18 protein-coding genes are annotated in these 17376 nt (G+C 68.3%); 10 read left to right on the plus strand and 8 right to left on the minus strand.

Annotated elements, in window-relative coordinates; all coding sequences use genetic code 11:
- Positions 1-9: 9 nt before the first annotated feature.
- Positions 10-1956, minus strand: coding sequence for a threonine--tRNA ligase (gene thrS / locus ATO6_RS08720; RefSeq protein ID WP_088623602.1), 1947 nt, complete (start codon positions 1954-1956; stop codon positions 10-12).
- A 124-nt stretch (positions 1957-2080) separates the two neighbouring features.
- Between thrS and ATO6_RS08725 the strand changes: the two genes are divergently transcribed.
- From ATO6_RS08725 to ATO6_RS08735, 3 genes are all read left to right on the plus strand, one after another.
- Positions 2081-3355, plus strand: a complete 1275-nt coding sequence (locus ATO6_RS08725) for an MFS transporter (RefSeq protein WP_088623603.1) — start codon at positions 2081-2083, stop codon at positions 3353-3355.
- A 48-nt stretch (positions 3356-3403) separates the two neighbouring features.
- On the plus strand, positions 3404-4153 hold the full coding sequence (locus ATO6_RS08730) for an alpha/beta fold hydrolase (protein ID WP_088623604.1): 750 nt from the start codon (positions 3404-3406) through the stop codon (positions 4151-4153).
- 114 nt (positions 4154-4267) lie between these two features.
- Positions 4268-4987, plus strand: a complete 720-nt coding sequence (locus ATO6_RS08735; RefSeq protein ID WP_088623605.1) for an alpha/beta fold hydrolase — start codon at positions 4268-4270, stop codon at positions 4985-4987.
- An 8-nt stretch (positions 4988-4995) separates the two neighbouring features.
- Here the strand turns inward: ATO6_RS08735 and ATO6_RS08740 are convergent, their stop codons facing one another.
- The 5 genes from ATO6_RS08740 to fsa form a co-directional block, all read right to left on the minus strand.
- Positions 4996-5688, minus strand: coding sequence for a phosphatidylcholine/phosphatidylserine synthase (locus ATO6_RS08740; protein ID WP_088623606.1), 693 nt, complete (start codon positions 5686-5688; stop codon positions 4996-4998).
- Between the two features lie 110 nt (positions 5689-5798).
- The gene (locus ATO6_RS08745; RefSeq protein WP_254919110.1) at positions 5799-6713 is read right to left on the minus strand and encodes a tyrosine recombinase XerC; all 915 of its coding nucleotides are present in this window, start codon (positions 6711-6713) and stop codon (positions 5799-5801) included.
- Between the two features lie 2 nt (positions 6714-6715).
- A complete protein-coding gene (locus ATO6_RS25415) occupies positions 6716-7423 on the minus strand; it encodes a DUF484 family protein (RefSeq protein ID WP_088623608.1) in 708 nt (235 codons plus the stop codon).
- Between the two features lie 102 nt (positions 7424-7525).
- On the minus strand, positions 7526-7897 hold the full coding sequence (locus ATO6_RS08755) for a YigZ family protein (protein WP_088623609.1): 372 nt from the start codon (positions 7895-7897) through the stop codon (positions 7526-7528).
- 15 nt (positions 7898-7912) lie between these two features.
- Complete coding sequence (gene fsa, locus ATO6_RS08760; protein WP_088623610.1) at positions 7913-8566, minus strand: fructose-6-phosphate aldolase; 654 nt, start codon at positions 8564-8566, stop codon at positions 7913-7915.
- Between the two features lie 114 nt (positions 8567-8680).
- On the opposite strand from fsa, the gene ATO6_RS08765 reads away from it, so the two are divergent.
- From ATO6_RS08765 to ATO6_RS08780, 4 genes are all read left to right on the plus strand, one after another.
- Positions 8681-9181: a DUF6653 family protein gene (locus tag ATO6_RS08765; protein ID WP_088623611.1), complete on the plus strand. Its 501-nt coding sequence runs from the start codon at positions 8681-8683 to the stop codon at positions 9179-9181.
- Positions 9182-9230: 49 nt separating this feature from the next.
- The gene (locus ATO6_RS08770; RefSeq protein WP_088623612.1) at positions 9231-11420 is read left to right on the plus strand and encodes a primosomal protein N'; all 2190 of its coding nucleotides are present in this window, start codon (positions 9231-9233) and stop codon (positions 11418-11420) included.
- 289 nt (positions 11421-11709) lie between these two features.
- On the plus strand, positions 11710-12216 hold the full coding sequence (locus ATO6_RS08775) for a MarR family winged helix-turn-helix transcriptional regulator (RefSeq protein ID WP_088623613.1): 507 nt from the start codon (positions 11710-11712) through the stop codon (positions 12214-12216).
- A complete protein-coding gene (locus ATO6_RS08780) occupies positions 12206-12877 on the plus strand; it encodes an MBL fold metallo-hydrolase (protein ID WP_088623614.1) in 672 nt (223 codons plus the stop codon). The genes ATO6_RS08775 and ATO6_RS08780 overlap by 11 nt, the downstream gene beginning before the upstream one ends.
- Positions 12878-13013: 136 nt before the next feature.
- On the opposite strand, the gene ATO6_RS08785 is transcribed toward ATO6_RS08780, so the two are convergent.
- Positions 13014-13595 (minus strand): peroxidase-related enzyme, encoded by a 582-nt coding sequence (locus tag ATO6_RS08785; RefSeq protein WP_088623615.1) that lies wholly within the window; start codon positions 13593-13595, stop codon positions 13014-13016.
- 121 nt (positions 13596-13716) lie between these two features.
- Here ATO6_RS08785 and ATO6_RS08790 point away from each other — a divergent pair, with 121 nt between their 5' ends.
- From ATO6_RS08790 to argF, 3 genes are all read left to right on the plus strand, one after another.
- A complete protein-coding gene (locus tag ATO6_RS08790) occupies positions 13717-14169 on the plus strand; it encodes a GFA family protein (RefSeq protein WP_088623616.1) in 453 nt (150 codons plus the stop codon).
- Between the two features lie 233 nt (positions 14170-14402).
- Positions 14403-15578, plus strand: a complete 1176-nt coding sequence (locus tag ATO6_RS08795; RefSeq protein ID WP_088623617.1) for an aspartate aminotransferase family protein — start codon at positions 14403-14405, stop codon at positions 15576-15578.
- A 67-nt stretch (positions 15579-15645) separates the two neighbouring features.
- A complete protein-coding gene (argF, locus tag ATO6_RS08800) occupies positions 15646-16572 on the plus strand; it encodes an ornithine carbamoyltransferase (protein WP_088623618.1) in 927 nt (308 codons plus the stop codon).
- 22 nt (positions 16573-16594) lie between these two features.
- Here the strand turns inward: argF and ATO6_RS08805 are convergent, their stop codons facing one another.
- Positions 16595-17365, minus strand: a complete 771-nt coding sequence (locus tag ATO6_RS08805; protein ID WP_088623619.1) for an enoyl-CoA hydratase/isomerase family protein — start codon at positions 17363-17365, stop codon at positions 16595-16597.
- Positions 17366-17376: the final 11 nt, after the last annotated feature.

Genomic DNA, 17376 nt, shown 5'->3' on the forward strand with positions numbered 1-17376 from the left:
CCTGAACCGTCAGCGCAGGTCAGGCGCCAGCGCCTCCTGGGTCAGACGCTCCACGATCTCGTCCAGCGTCGCCCCGAAGGTCTGCTTTTCCCCGAGTTTCCGGACGGATACGGTCCGTTCCTCGACCTCTTTCATGCCGCAGGCGAGGATGTAGGGCACCTTGCCGACCGAATGCTCGCGGACCTTGTAGTTGATCTTCTCGTTCCGCAGGTCAGCTTCGGCCCGTATCCCCTTGGCCTGCAACGCCGCCGCGACCTCGCGGCAGTAGTCGTCGGCGTCCGAGACGATGGCCGCCACCACCACCTGACGGGGCGCGAGCCAGAGCGGCAGGCGGCCTTCGGAGTTCTCGATCAGGATGCCGATGAACCGCTCGAAGGAACCCAGAACTGCGCGGTGCAGCATCACGGGCCGGTGCTTTTCACCGTCCTGCCCGATATAGTTCGCATCCAGCCGCTCGGGCAGGTTCGGGTCCACCTGGTGGGTGCCGCACTGCCATTCACGGCCGATCGCATCGGTCAGCGTGAACTCGAGCTTCGGCCCGTAAAACGCGCCTTCGCCTTCCTGAATCTCGAAATCATACCCGGCCGCCTTGCAGGCATTGCCAAGCGCCGCCTCGACCCGGTCCCAGCTTTCCTCGGTCCCGACCCGCTTCTCGGGGCGGGTGGACAGCTTGATCGTCCATTTCTCGAACCCGAGATCCGCGTAAATCTGCGCCAGGAAGTCGATGAATTTCTTGGTTTCCGACTCGATCTGGTCCTCGGTGCAGAAGATATGCGCATCGTCCTGCGTGAAGCCGCGGACCCGCATGATCCCGTGCAGCGCGCCCGAGGGTTCATAGCGGTTGCAGGATCCGAATTCCGCCATGCGCAGAGGCAGATCGCGGTAGGACTTCAGACCGTGGTTGAAGATCTGGACGTGGCAGGGGCAGTTCATCGGCTTGAGCGCGTTGATCGTCTTTTCGCGCGCGTGATCCTCGTCCACTTCGACGATGAACATGTTCTCCTGATAGTTCTCCCAGTGGCCCGAGGCCTCCCACAGTTTGCGGTTCACGACCTGCGGGGTGTTCACCTCGACATAGCCGCCGCGCGCCTGCTGGCGGCGCATGTAGTCCTGCAGGGTGGTGTAGATCGTCCAGCCGTTCGGGTGCCAGAACACCTGTCCGGGGGCCTCTTCCTGCATGTGGAACAGGTCCATCTCGCGGCCCAGCTTGCGGTGGTCGCGCTTGGCGGCCTCCTCCATCATCACCTGCCAGGCCTTCAGATCGTTGCGGTTCTTGAAGGCCACGCCGTAGATCCGCTGGAGCATGGGGCGCGTGTTGTCGCCCAGCCAGTAGGCGCCCGCGACATGGGTCAGCTTGAAGGCGTCGGCGGGCAGCTGGCCGGTGTGCTGCAGGTGCGGACCGCGGCAGAGGTCCTGCCAGTCGCCGTGCCAGTACATGCGGATGTCCTGATCCTCGGGGATCCGGTTCACCAGCTCGACCTTGTAGGGCTCGCCCTGTTCTTCGTAATACTTGAGCGCATCGGCGCGCGACCAGACCTCCGTCCGGACGGGGTCGCGGGCGTTGATGATCTCTTTCATCTTCGCTTCGATCTCGCCCAGATCCTCGGGCGTGAAGGGCTCGGCCCGGTCGAAGTCGTAGAACCAGCCGTTGTCGCGGACGGGGCCGATGGTGACCTTGACGTCCGGCCACAGCGCCTGCACCGCCCGCGCCATCACGTGGGCGAGGTCGTGGCGGATCAGCTCCAGCGCCGGTTCGTCGTCCTGCATCGTGTTGATCGCGATGCTCGCGTCGGCGTCGATCGGCCAGGCCAGGTCGTAATGCGCGCCGTTCACCGTCGCGCTGATCGCCTTCTTGGCGAGCGACGGGGCAATCCCCTCGGCCACTTCGGCCGGGGTGATCCCTGCGGGGACCTGTTTCGTATTGCCATCAGGAAAGGTGAGGGTGATCTGGGACATCGGAGTCCTCCTCGTCGGTTTGGCGCCCACGGAACGCCCGGTTGCGGGTTATGTCGTGCGCCCTAACTGATCCCGGGTCGCGAGACTGTCAAGCACCAGACGCCAGACAGGAGATGGAATAACAATGAGCGTGACCGAGACACGGCCCGAGGCGGCCGCAGGGGGCCTGTTCGAGCGCATCGCCGGATCGCCGCCCGAGGACGCCGCCGAAGGGCGCAACGGGCTGCGGCACGTCACGTCGCTGTCGCTGACCAAGGTCTCGGACGGGCTGATCGACCCCAAGCTGGTGCTCAGCTGGCTGCTGACCGCGCTCGGGTCGCCCGCATGGGTGATCGGTGCGCTGGTGCCGATCCGCGAGGCCGGGGCGCTGATCCCGCAGATCGCGCTGGCGGGCTGGGTCGAACGGATGCGGCGGCGCAAGTGGATGTGGGTGGCCGGATCGGCGGTGCAGGGGATGGCTGCGCTGTCCATCGCGGCGGCGGGGCTGTTGCTGGAGGGGTTGGCGGCAGGCCTGGCCATCTGCGCGGCACTCGCGGTGCTGGCGCTGGCGCGGGCGGCCTGTTCGGTCAGCTACAAGGACGTGCTGGGCCGGACGGTGGGCGAAAGCCGCCGGGGCGCGGTGACGGGGCTGGCCGGATCGGCGGCCTCGCTGGCGGTGGTTGTCTTTGCGCTGCTGCTGATGTCGGGGCTGCTGCAAGAAAAGGGGCCGGTCCTGATCGCGATCACGCTGGCGGGGCTGTGCTGGCTGGGGGCGGCGGCGATCTTTTCGACGTTGGAGGAAACCCCGGTCGAAGAGCGACACGAGAGCGCGACCCTGCCGTTCAGGAAAGCACTGCGCGACAATGGCTTGCGGCGCTTCGTTCTGGTGCGCGGGCTGCTGGTTTCGACCGCGCTGGCGCCGCCCTACATCGTCCTGCTCGCCGCCTCGGGCGGGGATGCGGCGCTGAAGCAGCTCGGGGCGCTGGTTCTGGCCTCGGCGGCTGCGTCGTTCCTCAGCTCCTATGTCTGGGGGCGTCTGTCCGACCGGTCCTCGCGGCTCGTTCTGGCGCTTTCGGGGGCCGCCGCGTCCGGCGCGCTGGTGATCGCCCTGGTGCTCGATGCGGGCGGGATCATGGGCGCGGGATGGGTCGCGCCCGCCGTGCTGTTCGGTCTGATGATCGCCTACCACGGCGTCCGGCAGGCGCGGTCGGTCTGGTTGGTGGATTACGCCCCGGACGATGCGCGGGCCAGCTATGCCGCCGTCGCCAACACCGCGATCGGGTTGATCCTGCTGGCGGCAGGCGCGGCAGGCGGTGTGCTGTCGTCCATGTCGCCCTCGGTCGCCGTCGCGGGCTTCGCCGCGATGGCCGCGCTCGGCGGAGGACTGGCGATGACGCTGGAGGATGCCGAGGCGGGCTGACAATCCGGCCCATGGATGCCAGAAAGGCGCAAAAGCACGGAGGCAGCCATGGCCGCGACGCAGTTTCTCGACAGCCCGCAGGGGCGCCGGATCGCCTATCACCGGACCGAAGGGACCGGTCCGACGGTCGTGTTCCTCGGCGGCTTCGCCTCGGACATGGAGGGGACCAAGGCGGTCTACCTCGAGGACTGGGCCAAGGCGCGGGGGCAGGGGTTCCTGCGGTTCGACTATTCCGGCCACGGGCAGAGTTCGGGCGCGTTCACCGACGGCTGTATCGGGGACTGGGCCGAGGATGCCGAGGCGGCGCTTGAGGCGCTGACCGACGGGCCGCTTGTGCTGGTCGGCTCGTCCATGGGCGGCTGGATCTCGCTGCTGATGACGCGACGCATCCCCGACCGGATCGCGGGGCTTGTCACCATCGCCGCGGCGCCCGATTTCACCGAGGACAGCATGTGGGCCGGGTTCGACAAGGCGCAGCGGCTGGCGCTGGAAATGGTCGGCCACGTCGAACTGCCCTCGGACTATGGCGACCCTTATGTCATCACGCAGCGGCTGATCGAGGACGGGCGCGACCACCTGATCCTGCGCGACCCGCTGCCGCTGCCGTTCCCGGTGCGGTTCCTGCAGGGCACGGCGGATGCGGATGTGGAGCTGTCGGTCGCGCTGCGGCTGATGGAGCGGGCGGAGGGTGGCGACATTCACCTCGAACTGGTGAAGGGCGCGGATCACCGGTTTTCCGACCCGGCCTGCCTCGGCGTTCTGGGCGCGCGTATCGAAGAGGTCCTGACGCGCGTTTGACGCAACTTTGGCGGGAAATGGCAAAGCGGCAAAGGATGTCTTGTATTTGACGGCGGGGATGGCACTCTTGTTTCGTCACGCGCGATCATAACGGCGCGGACAGGAGGCACGAGCATGGCCGAACCTCTGGTTCTGATACCGGGACTCATGTGCGACACACGTCTGTTCGCCGACCAGATCGCCGCGTGTGCGCCCGACCGGACCGTCACCGTCGCGCTGCCCACGCAGGGCGAGCGGATGGAAGAGATCGCGTCGAACCTGCTCGACCAGCTGCCGCATCGCTTTGCGCTCATCGGCCATTGCATCGGCGGCGGCGTGGCGATGGAGATCCTGCGCCGCGCGCCGGAACGGGTCCAGCGACTGGCGCTGATCTCGACCTCGCCGCTGGCCGACACGCCGCAGCAGGCGGCAGACCGCGAAACGGTGATCGTCAAGGCGCGCTCGGGGCAGCTTGAAGAGGCGCTCAAGGCCGTGATGCCGGTGGACGTGCTGGCGCCGGGGCCGGGACGGCTGGGCATTCAGGCGCGCTATGTCGAGATGGGGCTCGCGCTCGGGCCCGCCGCGTTCGAGCGGCAGATCCGGGCGCTGCAGCGGCGGCGCGACCAGCAGGCGACACTGCGCAAGATCAAGGTGCCGACCCTGCTGGCCTGCGGAACACATGACCAGATGACGCCGGTCAAACGGCACGAATTCATGGCGGAACTGATCCGCGGCAGCCGGTTCGTCGAGATGCCGGAGGCCGGGCACCTGCTGCCCATCGAACAGCCCGCCGCGCTGACCGAGGCCCTGCGTGGCTGGCTGACCGCGCCGCCGGTGCCGCAGCCGGTGATCTGACGGAGGATCTAGTCGCGGGCGGGAATGATCTGCTGCGCGATCCCGGCGAAGAGCAGGTAGAGCGAGGACACCACCAGCCCCCAGTGCGCCCAGCTTTCCGGGTCGAAATCCACCCACGCGGCCCAGCCCGCGAAATAGGTCCAGACCAGCGCCATCGGCAGCGTCACGATCCGCCAGCGTTTCGTGCGGACGGGATGGACGAACTTCAGCGGCGTGAACATCGCCGCGGCCAGCAGCGTCACGATCCCGAGGATGAACCAGAAGTTAGGTGCCAGCGCGAAGAGCACCAGCACCAGCATGTTCCAGCAGCCGGGAAAGCCGGAGAACGAGTTGTCCTTGGTCTTCATCCGCGTGTCGGCGAAATACATGGCCGAGGCGAAGGTGATCACGATGATGCAGATCCAGCCGGTCCAGCCGGGCAGCAGGTCGGATTTGAACAGCGCGAAGGCCGGGATGAAGACATAGGTCAGGTAGTCGATGATCAGGTCCAGCAGGACCCCGTCGAATTCGGCGGCGTTGGTCTTGACGTCGTATTTCCGGGCGAGGGGGCCGTCGATGCCGTCGACGAAGAAGGCGACGACCAGCCAGAGGAACATGAGGCTCCACTTCTGATCGACGGCGGCGAGCATGGCGAGCATGGCGAAAACGGCGCCGGTGGCGGTCAGCAGGTGGACGGAGAGCGCCTTGAGATGTGGTGTCATTTGCCAGTCATGCAGGATTTGTGATTGCGTTTCAACGTCCGGGGGCGCTGCCCCCGCGCGGCCCGGTGGCCGCGCTCCCCCGGAGTTTGCCGGGCCAGATGAACGGGGGATCAGGCGCGGGGGTGGGCCGCGGCATAGACCTCCATCAGGCGGGCGGTGTCGACGGCGGTATAGGCCTGGGTGGTGGAGAGGCTGGCGTGGCCCAGCAGTTCCTGGATCGCGCGCAGGTCGCCGCCCGCGTTCAGCAGGTGCGTGGCGAAGGAATGACGCATGGCGTGCGGCGTGGCGCTGGCGGGCAGGCCCAGCTGGTTGCGGGCGCGTTCCATCACCTTCTGGATCGTGCGCGGCGCCAGCGCGCCGCCGCGGATCGCGCGAAAGACGGGATCGGCCTTTTCACAGGGGTAGGGGCTGAGGGTCAGGTAGGCCTCGACCGCGTCGCGGGCCGGGGCGATCAGCGGCACGACGCGTTCCTTGCCGCCCTTGCCGGTGATCCGCAGCGAGGACCCGAGCGGCAGGTCCGCGCCGGTCAGAGACAGCGCCTCGGATATCCGCAGGCCGCAGCCGTAGAGCAGGGTCAGCACCGCCATGTCGCGGGCCTGCACCCATTTCACCTCGGACTGCAGGGCGACGGTGTCGATCATCTCGACCGCCGCATCCTCGGGCAGGGGGCGCGGCAGCTTGCGCTGGTACTTGGGCGCGCGGGCCGACAGGACGGCGGTCGGGTCGAAGCCGTCGCGTTCGGCCAGCCAGCGGTAGAAGGTCTTGACCGCCGACAGCTTGCGCGCCAGCGACCGGGCCGACACGCCGCCCGCGCGGGTGTGCGCCATCCACGCCCGCATGTCCGACACGGTGATCCGTTGCAGCGGCGCCATGCCCTGCGCCGCGCCCTTGTGTTCGCCCATGAAGGCGAGGAAATCGGCGAGGTCGCGGGAATAGGCGGTGATCGTGTTGGCGCTGGCGTCCTTGAGCGCCCGCTCGGCCTCGAGCCACCCCTGAAGGGCGTCGCGGGCGGCGGGCGCGATCAGGCTCACGACAGCCAGCGGCGCATGGCGCGTTCGAAGACGCCGGCAAAGAAGCCCAGAAGGTCGGTGCCCTGCTGCGGCGAGAACATGTGCGGATCCTCGGAGCCGAGCACCAGCATGCCGGGCAGGCGGCCGGGGCCGAAGTCGAGCCGCAGGCAGGCTTCGGATTTCACCCATTCGGCATTGTCGCCATAGACGTGCGCCGGGCCGTTGCCGAGCTGGCGCAGCACCACCTGCCGCGCGGGGCCCGCGCGGTCGCGGTCGACGTAGCCCTGGACAAAACCGGGCTCCACCACGCGCAGCACATCGCCGAGGCGGCGGACGGCGGGGGCTTCCTCGTCCTGTTTCGTCTCAAGCACCAGATGCACGAAGTCGACGCCGAGGATCTCGGCCACTTCGCCACCCAGGTCGCGCAGGAAGACCTCGAAATCCATCGGGTCCAGCATCCGCAGCACCGCGCGGTGCACCTGGTTCATGCCGGCGAGGTTCTCGTAGGCCGCGGCGATCACCGACCGGTGGGTGTCTTCCAGCCGGTCCAGCCGGGCCTCCAGCCGCTCCATCGCGATGCCGCGCAGATCGACGACATTGCCGCCCATCGACCGCTCGTTCGCGGTGACGAGGGCACGCATCAGGTCCTTGTCGTTCAGGATGACGTCGGGCTGGTCGATGATCCGCGCGCGCAGATCATCCTCGATTTTCAGTGATTTGCTCATTGCCTGCCTGGGTCTTTGTTTTGTCCGGACGGTAGCAGACCGGGCACCGGACAGGGCAGGGCAAATGCGGTCCCGCGGGGAAAGCGTGCGGCGAGTGTTGCTTTATCGCCCGCCGCCGGGGTCCCGCCCGATGTGGTCGAGGTAAAGCCGCACCGCCTCCTGCACATGCCGGAACCGGTCGCCGCCGAGGTGCTTGCCGCCGTACCAGCGGGTCACCACGACGATGTGCCCGGTCAGCCCCGCCCGTTCCAGCATCCGCAGGATGACCATGCCCGCGCCCGCCTCGCCGTCGTCGTTCTTGGCCGGACCGTCATCGGTCAGCAGGCCCCAGGTGTTGTGGGTGGCTTTCGCGAATTTCTTGTTGCGCTTCAGCTCTTTCAGGAAGGCCGCCGCGTCATCGGGCGTGGCACAGGGCCCGCCCGACACGGCATAGCGCGACCCCCGGTCGCTGATGACGTTCTCGAGTATCTCCACGCGGACGGCGCGGGATCAGAGGATCTTCTGCCCGGTCTTGGCCCAGTCGGCCATGAAGGCGTCGAGGCCCTTGTCGGTCAGCACGTGGTTCGCCATCGCCTTGATGACGGCGGGCGGGGCGGTCGCCACGTCCGCGCCGATCTTGGCGGCCTCGGTCATGTGGTTCACGGTGCGGATCGAGGCGGCGAGGATCTGCGTCTCGTAGCCGTAATTGTCGTAGATCACCCGGATGTCGTGGATCAGCTCCATCCCGTCGAGGTTGATGTCGTCCAGCCGCCCGATGAAGGGGCTGATGAAGGCTGCCCCCGCCTTGGCCGCCAGCAGCGCCTGGTTGGCGCTGAAGCAGAGCGTGACGTTGACCATCCGGCCCTCGTCCGTCAGCACCTTGCAGGCCTTCAGCCCGGCCCATGTCAGCGGCACCTTGATCGCGATGTTCTCGGCGATCTTCGCCAGTTCGCGGCCCTCGGCGATCATGCCGTCCGCGTCGAGCGCCACGGTCTCCGCGCTGACCGGACCGTCGACCAGATCGCAGATCTCCTTGGTGACTTCCTTGATGTCGCGGCCGGATTTCATGATCAGCGAGGGGTTCGTCGTGACCCCGTCCACCATGCCGAGCGCATGGAGTTCGCGGATCGCGTCGATCTCGGCCGTGTCTACGAAGAATTTCATGGGGTCCTCCCGCCGGATTGGAATTCCCGCCCCTGTTAGCGCATAATGTCTGGGGCCGGAAGGGTGCGCAGTCGCCCCCCGACAGGCCCGTCCGAGACAGCGTCCGAGGTGGCCATGGACCTCTACCGGCTGACAGAACGCGCGATGGCGATGGACGACCGGGCCTGGGCGCGACACGCAAACCCGTGGAGCGTGTTTAGCCGTTTCGCGATCCTGCCGCTCTTCGCGCTGGCGGTCTGGAGCCGCGTCTGGATCGGCTGGGGCGCTGCCGTGCCGGTCCTCGCCGTGCTGGTGTTCACCTTCGTCAACCCGCGCCTCTTCGCGCCAGTGGCCGGCGCGCCTCGGGGCTGGGCCGGGAAGGGCACGGCGGGTGAACGTCTCTGGCTCGACCGCCGGACGCGGCCGGTGCCGGAGCGGCATGTCGCGATATGCCATGTGCTGGCGGGCCTCGGCGGGGTCGGGATGGCGGTGCTGCTCTTCGGCCTGTGGCACCTCGATCCGGGGGTGACGCTGGCCGGGCTCGTGCTGTCCATGGGGTCCAAGGCGTGGTTCGTCGACCGGATGGTCTGGCTGCACGAGGACATGATCCGCACCGGGCCGCAGGACAGCGCTTGACCCCCGCCCGCAGGAGGGGGACACAGGGGCTCCCCGAAACGGACAGGCCATGCAGGAATTCTTCGACGAAGGCGAACTGGTCGCCGTCCTGACGACGCAGCCGCTCGACCGGACGCTGGACTACCGCGCGCCCGAGGGGGGCTGCGTGCCGGGGGCCTTCGTTCAGGTGCCCCTTGGGCCGCGCCAGGTGCTGGGCGTCGTCTGGGGGCCGGGGAAGGGCGATTTCGACCTCTCCAAGATCCGGCCCGTATCCCGCGTGCTGAACGTCGCCCCGATGCGCACCGAACTGCGCGACTTCCTCGAAAAGGCGGGCACCTACACGCTGACCCCGCTGCCCGCGATGCTGCGCCTCGCCACCCGCGCGCCGGGCCTCGGCGATCCGCCGGGGATGCGCACCGTCTACCGCGCGGGCGATGGCGAGCCGTCGCGGATGACCGACGCCCGGACCCGCGTGATGGACGCGCTGGCCGAGCACGGCGGCGCGGCGCTGACGATGAAGGAGATCTGCGACGCGGCCGGCACCTCGTCCTCCGTGGTCAAGGGGCTGGTCAAGTCCGGCGCCGTGGTCGAGGAAAGCGCCCCCCGCGACCTGCCGTTCCCGCGCCTCGACACCGGCCTGTCGGGCAAGGACCTGACCCCGGACCAGTCCGCCGCCGCCGGAACGCTGGCGCAGGCGGTGAAGTCCGGAACCTACGGCACCACGCTCCTGCGCGGCGTCACCGGGTCCGGCAAGACGGAGGTCTATCTGGAAGCCGTAGCCGCCTGCCTCTCCGCCGGTCGGCAGGCGCTGGTCCTGCTGCCCGAGATCGCGCTGACGCAGGAATTCCTCTCCCGCGTCGAGGCCCGTTTCGGCGCGCGCCCCGCCGAATGGCACCACGGCGTCACGATGACCGAACGCCGCCGCATCTGGAAGATGGTCGGGCAGGGCGGGGCGGAACTGGTCGTCGGGGCGCGCTCGGCCCTGTTCCTGCCGTTCCGTGACCTCGGCCTCATTGTGGTGGATGAGGAACACGACAGCTCCTACAAGCAGGAGGAGGGCGTGCTCTACAACGCCCGCGACATGGCGGTGCTGCGCGCCTCGATCAACGGGGCGCAGGTGGTGCTGGCCTCGGCCACGCCCTCGCTCGAAAGCTGGTCGAACGCCGAGGCGGGGAAATACCGCCGCCTCGATCTGGAAAGCCGCTTCGGCCCCTCGCGCCTGCCGCAGATGCGGGCGATCGACATGCGGGCCGAGAAGCTGGAGTCGAACCGCTGGATCTCGCCCACCCTCCGCGCCGAGGTGATGAAACGGATCGAGGCCGGGGAACAGGCGCTGCTGTTCCTCAACCGCCGGGGCTATGCGCCGGTGACGCTCTGCCGGGCCTGCGGCGAGAAGATCGGCTGCGAGCACTGCGACGCGGCGATGGTCGAACACCGCTTCCTCAAGCGCCTCGTCTGCCACCAGTGCGGCGAAAGCCGCCCCATGCCCGAGATCTGCCCCCATTGCGAGGCCGAGGGCCGTCTCGCGCCGGTCGGCCCGGGTGTCGAACGCCTGACGGAAGAAGCGCAAGAGGTCTTTCCCGACGCCCGCATCGCGACGCTGTCCTCGGACCTCTTCGGCTCCGCCCGCGCGCTCAAGGAACGGATCGAGGCGATCGCGGCGGGGGCGGCGGATCTCGTCATCGGCACCCAGCTTGTGGCCAAGGGGCACAACTTTCCGCTCCTCACCCTCGTCGGCGTGATCGACGCCGACCTCGGCCTGCAGGGCGCCGACCTGCGCGCCGCCGAACGCACGTTCCAGCTGATGCGGCAGGTCTCGGGCCGGGCGGGCCGCGCCGACCGCCCCGGCACCGCGCTGCTGCAGACGCACCAGCCCGAACACCCGGTGATCCGCGCGATCCTGACCGGGCAGGAGGAAACCTTCTGGCAGACCGAGGCCGACACCCGACGTGCCCTCGGCATGCCGCCCTACGGCCGCCTCGCCGGCCTGATCCTGTCCTCCACCGACGCGCAGGAGCCGATGCAGATCGGCACCACGCTCGCCCGCAACGATGCCGCGCTCCGCGCCATCGGCGCGCAGGTCTTCGGCCCGGCCCCCGCGCCGATCCCCCGCGTCCGGGGCCGCCACCGCGTCCGGCTGCTGGTCAAGGCCCCCAAGGGCGCCCCGGTGCAGGACGCCATCGCCCGCTGGCTCGCCCCGCTGACGCTGCCGCGCGACTTCCGCCTCTCGGTCGACATCGACCCCCAGAGCTTCCTCTGAGGATCGCGCAGGTCCCCCTGCTTCTTCTGGTCAAAAATACTTCGGGGGAGTCGCGGCCCGCGGGGCCGTGACGGGGGCAGAGCCCCCATCATGCCTGTCCGCCACGTGCACCCCGCGGTTATCCGCAGGTGTCGCCGCCCGGAGCCGGAACCCCGCACCCCGGTCCTCCTGACGCACGAGGGCACCACGACGGCACCACGCCGCGCCGCATCGTGGCCGTGCGCCACCCTTGAAACGCAGCATTCACCTATTAGATGACAGTTATCAAGTGATAGCAAACAGAGCCCCCATGCACGAAACCCGATCCGATGCTCTTTTCGAACTGGCCGACCTTGTCCACGCCGTGGCGCGGCGCCTCCCGGCGCCCGTCGATCTGGAGCCGGGGCCCTGCACCCCGATCGAGATCAACGTGATGCGGATCATCGGGCGCAACCCCGGCGTATCCGCCCGGCGGGCAGCGGATGCCTGCGGGCTGCCGACCAGCAACTTCAGCCGCGTGCTGAAGGCGCTCGTGGCGAAGGGCCTCGTCGAGCGGCGGACCGATCCGAACGACGCGCGCATCGCGCATCTTCATGCGACCGACATGGCGATGAGGAACACCGCGCGGATGCGCGACGCCTGGACCGCCGTGCTCGGCGGTGCCGGGCTGGACCGCGACACCATCGTCGCCGTGACCACCGCGCTCCGCCGGATCGATGCACATCTCTCGGACGCGCCGACCGACGGGGCCTTCGAAACGCAACAGGCGCCTCCAGACCAGAACCGACACCAAAGGAGAACGACCGATGCCGGATGATCTCTATTTCACCGACGACACCAGGGGACTGCACCCCGCGATCCGCGGGCTGTACGGGACCCCGACCGCGCCACTGCCGTTTCTTGACGGTGTCGTGGTGCGCGCCTTCCTGCTGGAACGGCCGCAGGGCAACTTCATCATCTACAACGCGCCGGGCATCAGCGCGGCCGCGGACGAGATCCGCGGGATGGGCGCGCCCGACCGCCTGCTGATGAACCACCATCACGAGGCGATGTATGGCGCGCCGCGCCTCGACGTGCCTGTCTGGCTCCACGAAGCCGACGCATCGCGCGTGGACCTCGGGATCGCCGGCACCTTTTCCGGGCGCCAGATGATCGGCGACGATCTGGAGATCATCCCGACGCCCGGCCACACCCCCGGAACCACGAGCTTTCTCTGGGACAACGGCGACCACCGCCTGCTCTTTCCGGGCGACAGCCTGTGGGTTCAGGGCGGGGAGTGGAAGGCGGTTCTGCTAGGCGACAGCGACCGCGCGGCCTACCTCGCCAGTCTGGCACTGCTGAAGGAGGTGGAGTTCGACGTCCTCGTGCCCTGGGGCGTCGAGTCCGGGGAACCCTACGGTTACGCGGTGACACGCGAGGAGGCGATCGCGAACCTGGACCGGATCATTGCCCGCCTCGAAGCCGGACAATCGGCCTGAGGCTCACCGGAAGAGGTCGCGTGCCGGGCCCGGCGCCGTCTGACCCGGCACGGGTGTCGGCGCAACCGGGCGGCAACGGAAGGCGGCAGTGTCCCGGACATGGAACACTGCCGCTATCGTCCGGGCGACCCCGGCCTTACCCGCGCCCCATGGCGTAGAATTCGTCGTTCGGGCGCATGGTCGTGACATTCGCCATCCGGTTCGACAGGCCGAAGAACGCCGCGATCCCCGCGATGTCCCAGATGTCCTCCTCGTCGAAGCCATGGCCCTTGAGCACGTCGAAATCCGCATCCCCGACCGCCTGCGCGTTCTGCGAGACCTTCATCGCGAAGTCGATCATCGCCTTCTGGCGGTCGGTCAGGTCGGCCTTGCGGTAGTTCGTGGCCACCTGGTCCGCGATCAGCGGGTTCTTGGCCCGGATCCGCAGGATCGCCCCGTGCGCGATCACGCAGTACTGGCATTCGTTGCGGGCGCTGGTGGCCACCACGATCATCTCGCGTTCGGCCTTGGTCAGGTTGCCGGGCTTCTCCATCAGCGCGTCGTGATAGGCGAAGAAGGCGCGGAACTCGTCCGGGCGATGCGCCAGCACGAGGAAGACGTTGGGGATGAAGCCCGACTTCTCCTGCACCGCCTCGATCCGCTCGCGGATGTCGTCTGGCATCTCTTCCAGCTTCGGAACCGGGAACCGGCTGACCCTGGCCTCGCTCATGCGCGTCACTCCTCATGCATTGCGCCGCGACACTGCCACCGGGGCGCGGGCTTTGCAAACCGGTCCGCGCGCTTGCCATGCCCGCCCTGCCGCGTCACACATGGCCCCGATGTCGCAAGGGAGGACCGACATGACCGGAGCAGATGAGACGAGGACAGGCAGCTGCCGCTGCGGCGCGGTGGAAATCACGGTCGCGCAGGCACCCTTCATGACCGCCGCCTGCCACTGCACGGGCTGTCAGAAAATGACCTCCAGCGCCTTTTCGCTGACCGCGATGTTCATGGCGCAGGCCCTGTCCGTCACCAAGGGCGAGACGGTGCGCGGCGGCCTGCGCCAGCCGCCGCTCGATCACCGGTTCTGCCCGGAGTGCATGACGTGGATGTTCACCCGGATCGACGGCCAGCCCTTCGTGAACGTCCGCCCCACCATGTTCGACGAACCTGCGTGGTCGCGTCCCTACATGGAGACGATGACGGCCGAGAAACTCGACTGGGCGCAGACCGGCGCGCAGCGCAGCTTCTCGGGCTTTCCCGGCCCGGACGACTTCCCCGACCTGATGGCCGCCTTCGCGGAGCGGGGCTGAGGCGCGCGCGTCAGGGCGCGACGAAGTCTCTTCCCAAACCCCGCGTTCCGGGCTATAGCGCGGCCATGATCACCAAGGCCGCTCCTTTCGCCTCCATCCGACGCCGACGCACTCGCGCCTGACGTCCCGTGATCCGTGCGCCCGTCGCACAGCCCCGAAAACACCCCGCACAAACTTGACTTGGTCCCGAGCCTCATGCTCAGTCATGGCTCCTTATATCCGAGGTATCCCGAATGATCTCCTCCGTCCTTCCGACCTACGCCCGCGCGCCGCTGCACTTCGTCAAAGGCGAAGGCTCCTGGCTGATCGAGGAGGACGGGCGCCGTTTCCTCGACCTCGGGTCCGGCATCGCCGTTAACGTGCTGGGCCATGCCCATCCCAAGCTGGTCGAGGCCATCACCAACCAGGCGCAGAAGCTCTGGCATGTCTCGAACCTCTACGAGATTCCGCAGCAGCAGGCGCTGGCCGACAAGCTGGTGGCCGAGACCTTCGCCGACACGGTGTTCTTCACCAACTCGGGCACCGAGGCCTGTGAACTGGCGGTCAAGATGGCCCGCAAGTACCAGTACGAAAAGGGACATCCCGAGAAGATCGAGATCATCACCTTCCACGGCGCCTTCCATGGCCGGTCCTCGGCCGCCATCGCCGCCGTGAACACCGAGAAGATGGTCAAGGGCTTCGGCCCGCTGCTGCCCGGCTTCCGGCAGGTGCCGTTCGGCGATCTGGACGCCGTCAAGGCCGCGATGACCGACCAGACCGGCGCGATCATGATCGAGCCGGTGCAGGGCGAGGGCGGCATCAACGTCGCCTCCGACGCCTTCCTCAAGGCGCTGCGCGAGCTCTGCGACGAGACCGGCACGCTGCTGATCTTCGACGAGGTGCAGTGCGGCGTCGGCCGGACCGGCAAGCTCTTCGCCCATGAATGGGCGGGCGTCACGCCCGACATCATGATGGTCGCCAAGGGCATCGGCGGCGGCTTCCCGCTGGGCGCCGTGCTGGCGACCGAGAACGCGGCGTCGGGCATGACGGCGGGCACCCATGGCTCGACCTATGGCGGCAACCCGCTGGGCTGCGCCGTCGGCCTGGCGGTGATGGAGATGGTCGCCGACCCGGACTTCCTCGCGCAGGTGAACCGCAAGGCGGCGCTCTTCCGGCAGAAGCTGGAAGGTCTGGTCGCCACCCATCCCGGCGTCTTCGAGGAGGTGCGCGGTCAGGGCCTTATGCTGGGCCTGAAATGCGTCAAGCCGAACGCGGACGTGGTCAAGGCCGCCTATGCGGCCGAGCTGATCACCGTGCCCGCCGCCGAGAACGTCATCCGGATCCTGCCGCCGCTGACCATCACCGACGACGAGCTGAGCGAGGCGGTCCACCGTCTCGACAAGGCCGCGCTGACCGTCGCGACCAGCTGATCCGCACCAGACCCGCAGCGCCGCCCGCCCCTCCGGGGCCGGGCGGCCCCTTTCGATTGATATCACGATGAACCATTTCCTCGACATCCACACCACCGCGCCGGGCGATCTCCGGCACATGATCGACCACGCCCGGCAGATGAAGACCGCGCGCGAAGGCCGTCCGCGCGCCGCGCCGGACGACGAACAGCCGCTGGCGGGCCACATGGTCGCGCTGATCTTCGAAAAGCCCTCGACCCGGACGCGCGTCTCCTTCGACGTGGGCGTGCGCCAGATGGGCGGCCAGACGATGGTGCTGTCGGGGCAGGACATGCAGCTGGGCCATGGCGAGACGATCGCCGACACCGCCCGCGTCCTGTCGCGCTATGTCGACATGATCATGATCCGGACCTTCGACGAGGCCGTGGTGCAGGAAATGTCGGAAAACGCCAGCGTCCCGGTCATCAACGGCCTGACCGACCGCAGCCACCCCTGCCAGATCATGGCGGACATCATGACGTTCGAGGAACACCGGGGTCCGATCAAGGGCAAGAAGGTGGTCTGGGTCGGCGACGGCAATAACGTCTTCGCCTCGTTCCTGCATGCGGCGGGCCAGTTCGATTTCTCGCTGACCTTCTCGGGACCGCAGCAGCTGGACCCGGACCGCAACTACGTGGACGAGGCGCGCGAGAAGGGCGTCGATTTCACCATCCAGCGCGACCCGTGGCGCGCGGTCGAGGGCGCGGACCTGATCGTCGCGGACACATGGGTGTCGATGCACGATGCCCAGTCCACGCGCGAACGGCGGCACAATCTGCTGCGCGCCTATCAGGTCAATGACGACCTGATGGCGGCAGCAGGCAAGGACGCGCTGTTCATGCACTGCCTGCCCGCGCACCGGAACGAGGAAGTGACCTCCTCGGTCATGGACGGCCCGCAGTCGGTGGTCTTCGACGAGGCCGAGAACCGCCTGCACGCGCAGAAGGCCGTCATGCGCTGGTGCCTCGGGGTCTGACCCCCGGATACCCGCGCGGGGCCTACTTGCCCTTGAACACCGGCTTGCGCTTTTCGAGGAAGGCGCCGATGCCTTCCGCGGCGTCGGCGCTGACCGCAAGCGCCGACTGCTCGTCGCCCTCAAGCGTGATCGCCTCGTCATAGCTCAGCCCGTCCATCCGGCGGATCAGCCGTTTCGCAGCGGCGGCGGCCAGCGGCGCGCCCGCGGCGATCCGTTCGGCCATCGCGGTTGTCGCGGCGGCAAGGTCGCCCGCCGGATGCGTGGCGTTCGCCAGCCCGAGGTCGACCGCCTCGGCCGCCGGGATGCGGCGGCCTTCGAGGATCGCCTGCAGCGCCCGTTTCGATCCCATCCCGCGCTGCAGCAGCCATGTGCTGCCGCCGTCGGGCACGAGGCCGATCGCCGCGAAGGCCATGTAGATCGTCGCGTCGTCCGCCATCGTCATCAGGTCGCAGTTCATCGCCACAGCCGCGCCGATCCCTGCGGCGGACCCGTGAACCTGCGCGATCCAGATGCGGGAGGACGCGGTGATCCCGTTCAGGATCGGGCGGTATTCCCGGTCCAGCAGCTGCGAGATCGGGCCGGGGAAGCGTTCGGTCAGGTCCGTCCCCGCGCAGAAGCCGCGGCCGTTGCCCGACAGGATCACCACCCGGACATCCGGGTCGGCGTGGATCCTTGACAGCGCGTCGCGGAACCCTTCGCGCATCGGGCCGTTCATGGCGTTGAACGCCTCGGGCCGGTTCAGGGTGACGCGGGCAATGGCGCCGTCGAGTTCGAGAAGCAGCGGATCAGACATCGTGTGGTCCT

The organism is Oceanicola sp. 22II-s10i (assembly GCF_002210105.1).
GTDB lineage: Bacteria > Pseudomonadota > Alphaproteobacteria > Rhodobacterales > Rhodobacteraceae > Pseudooceanicola.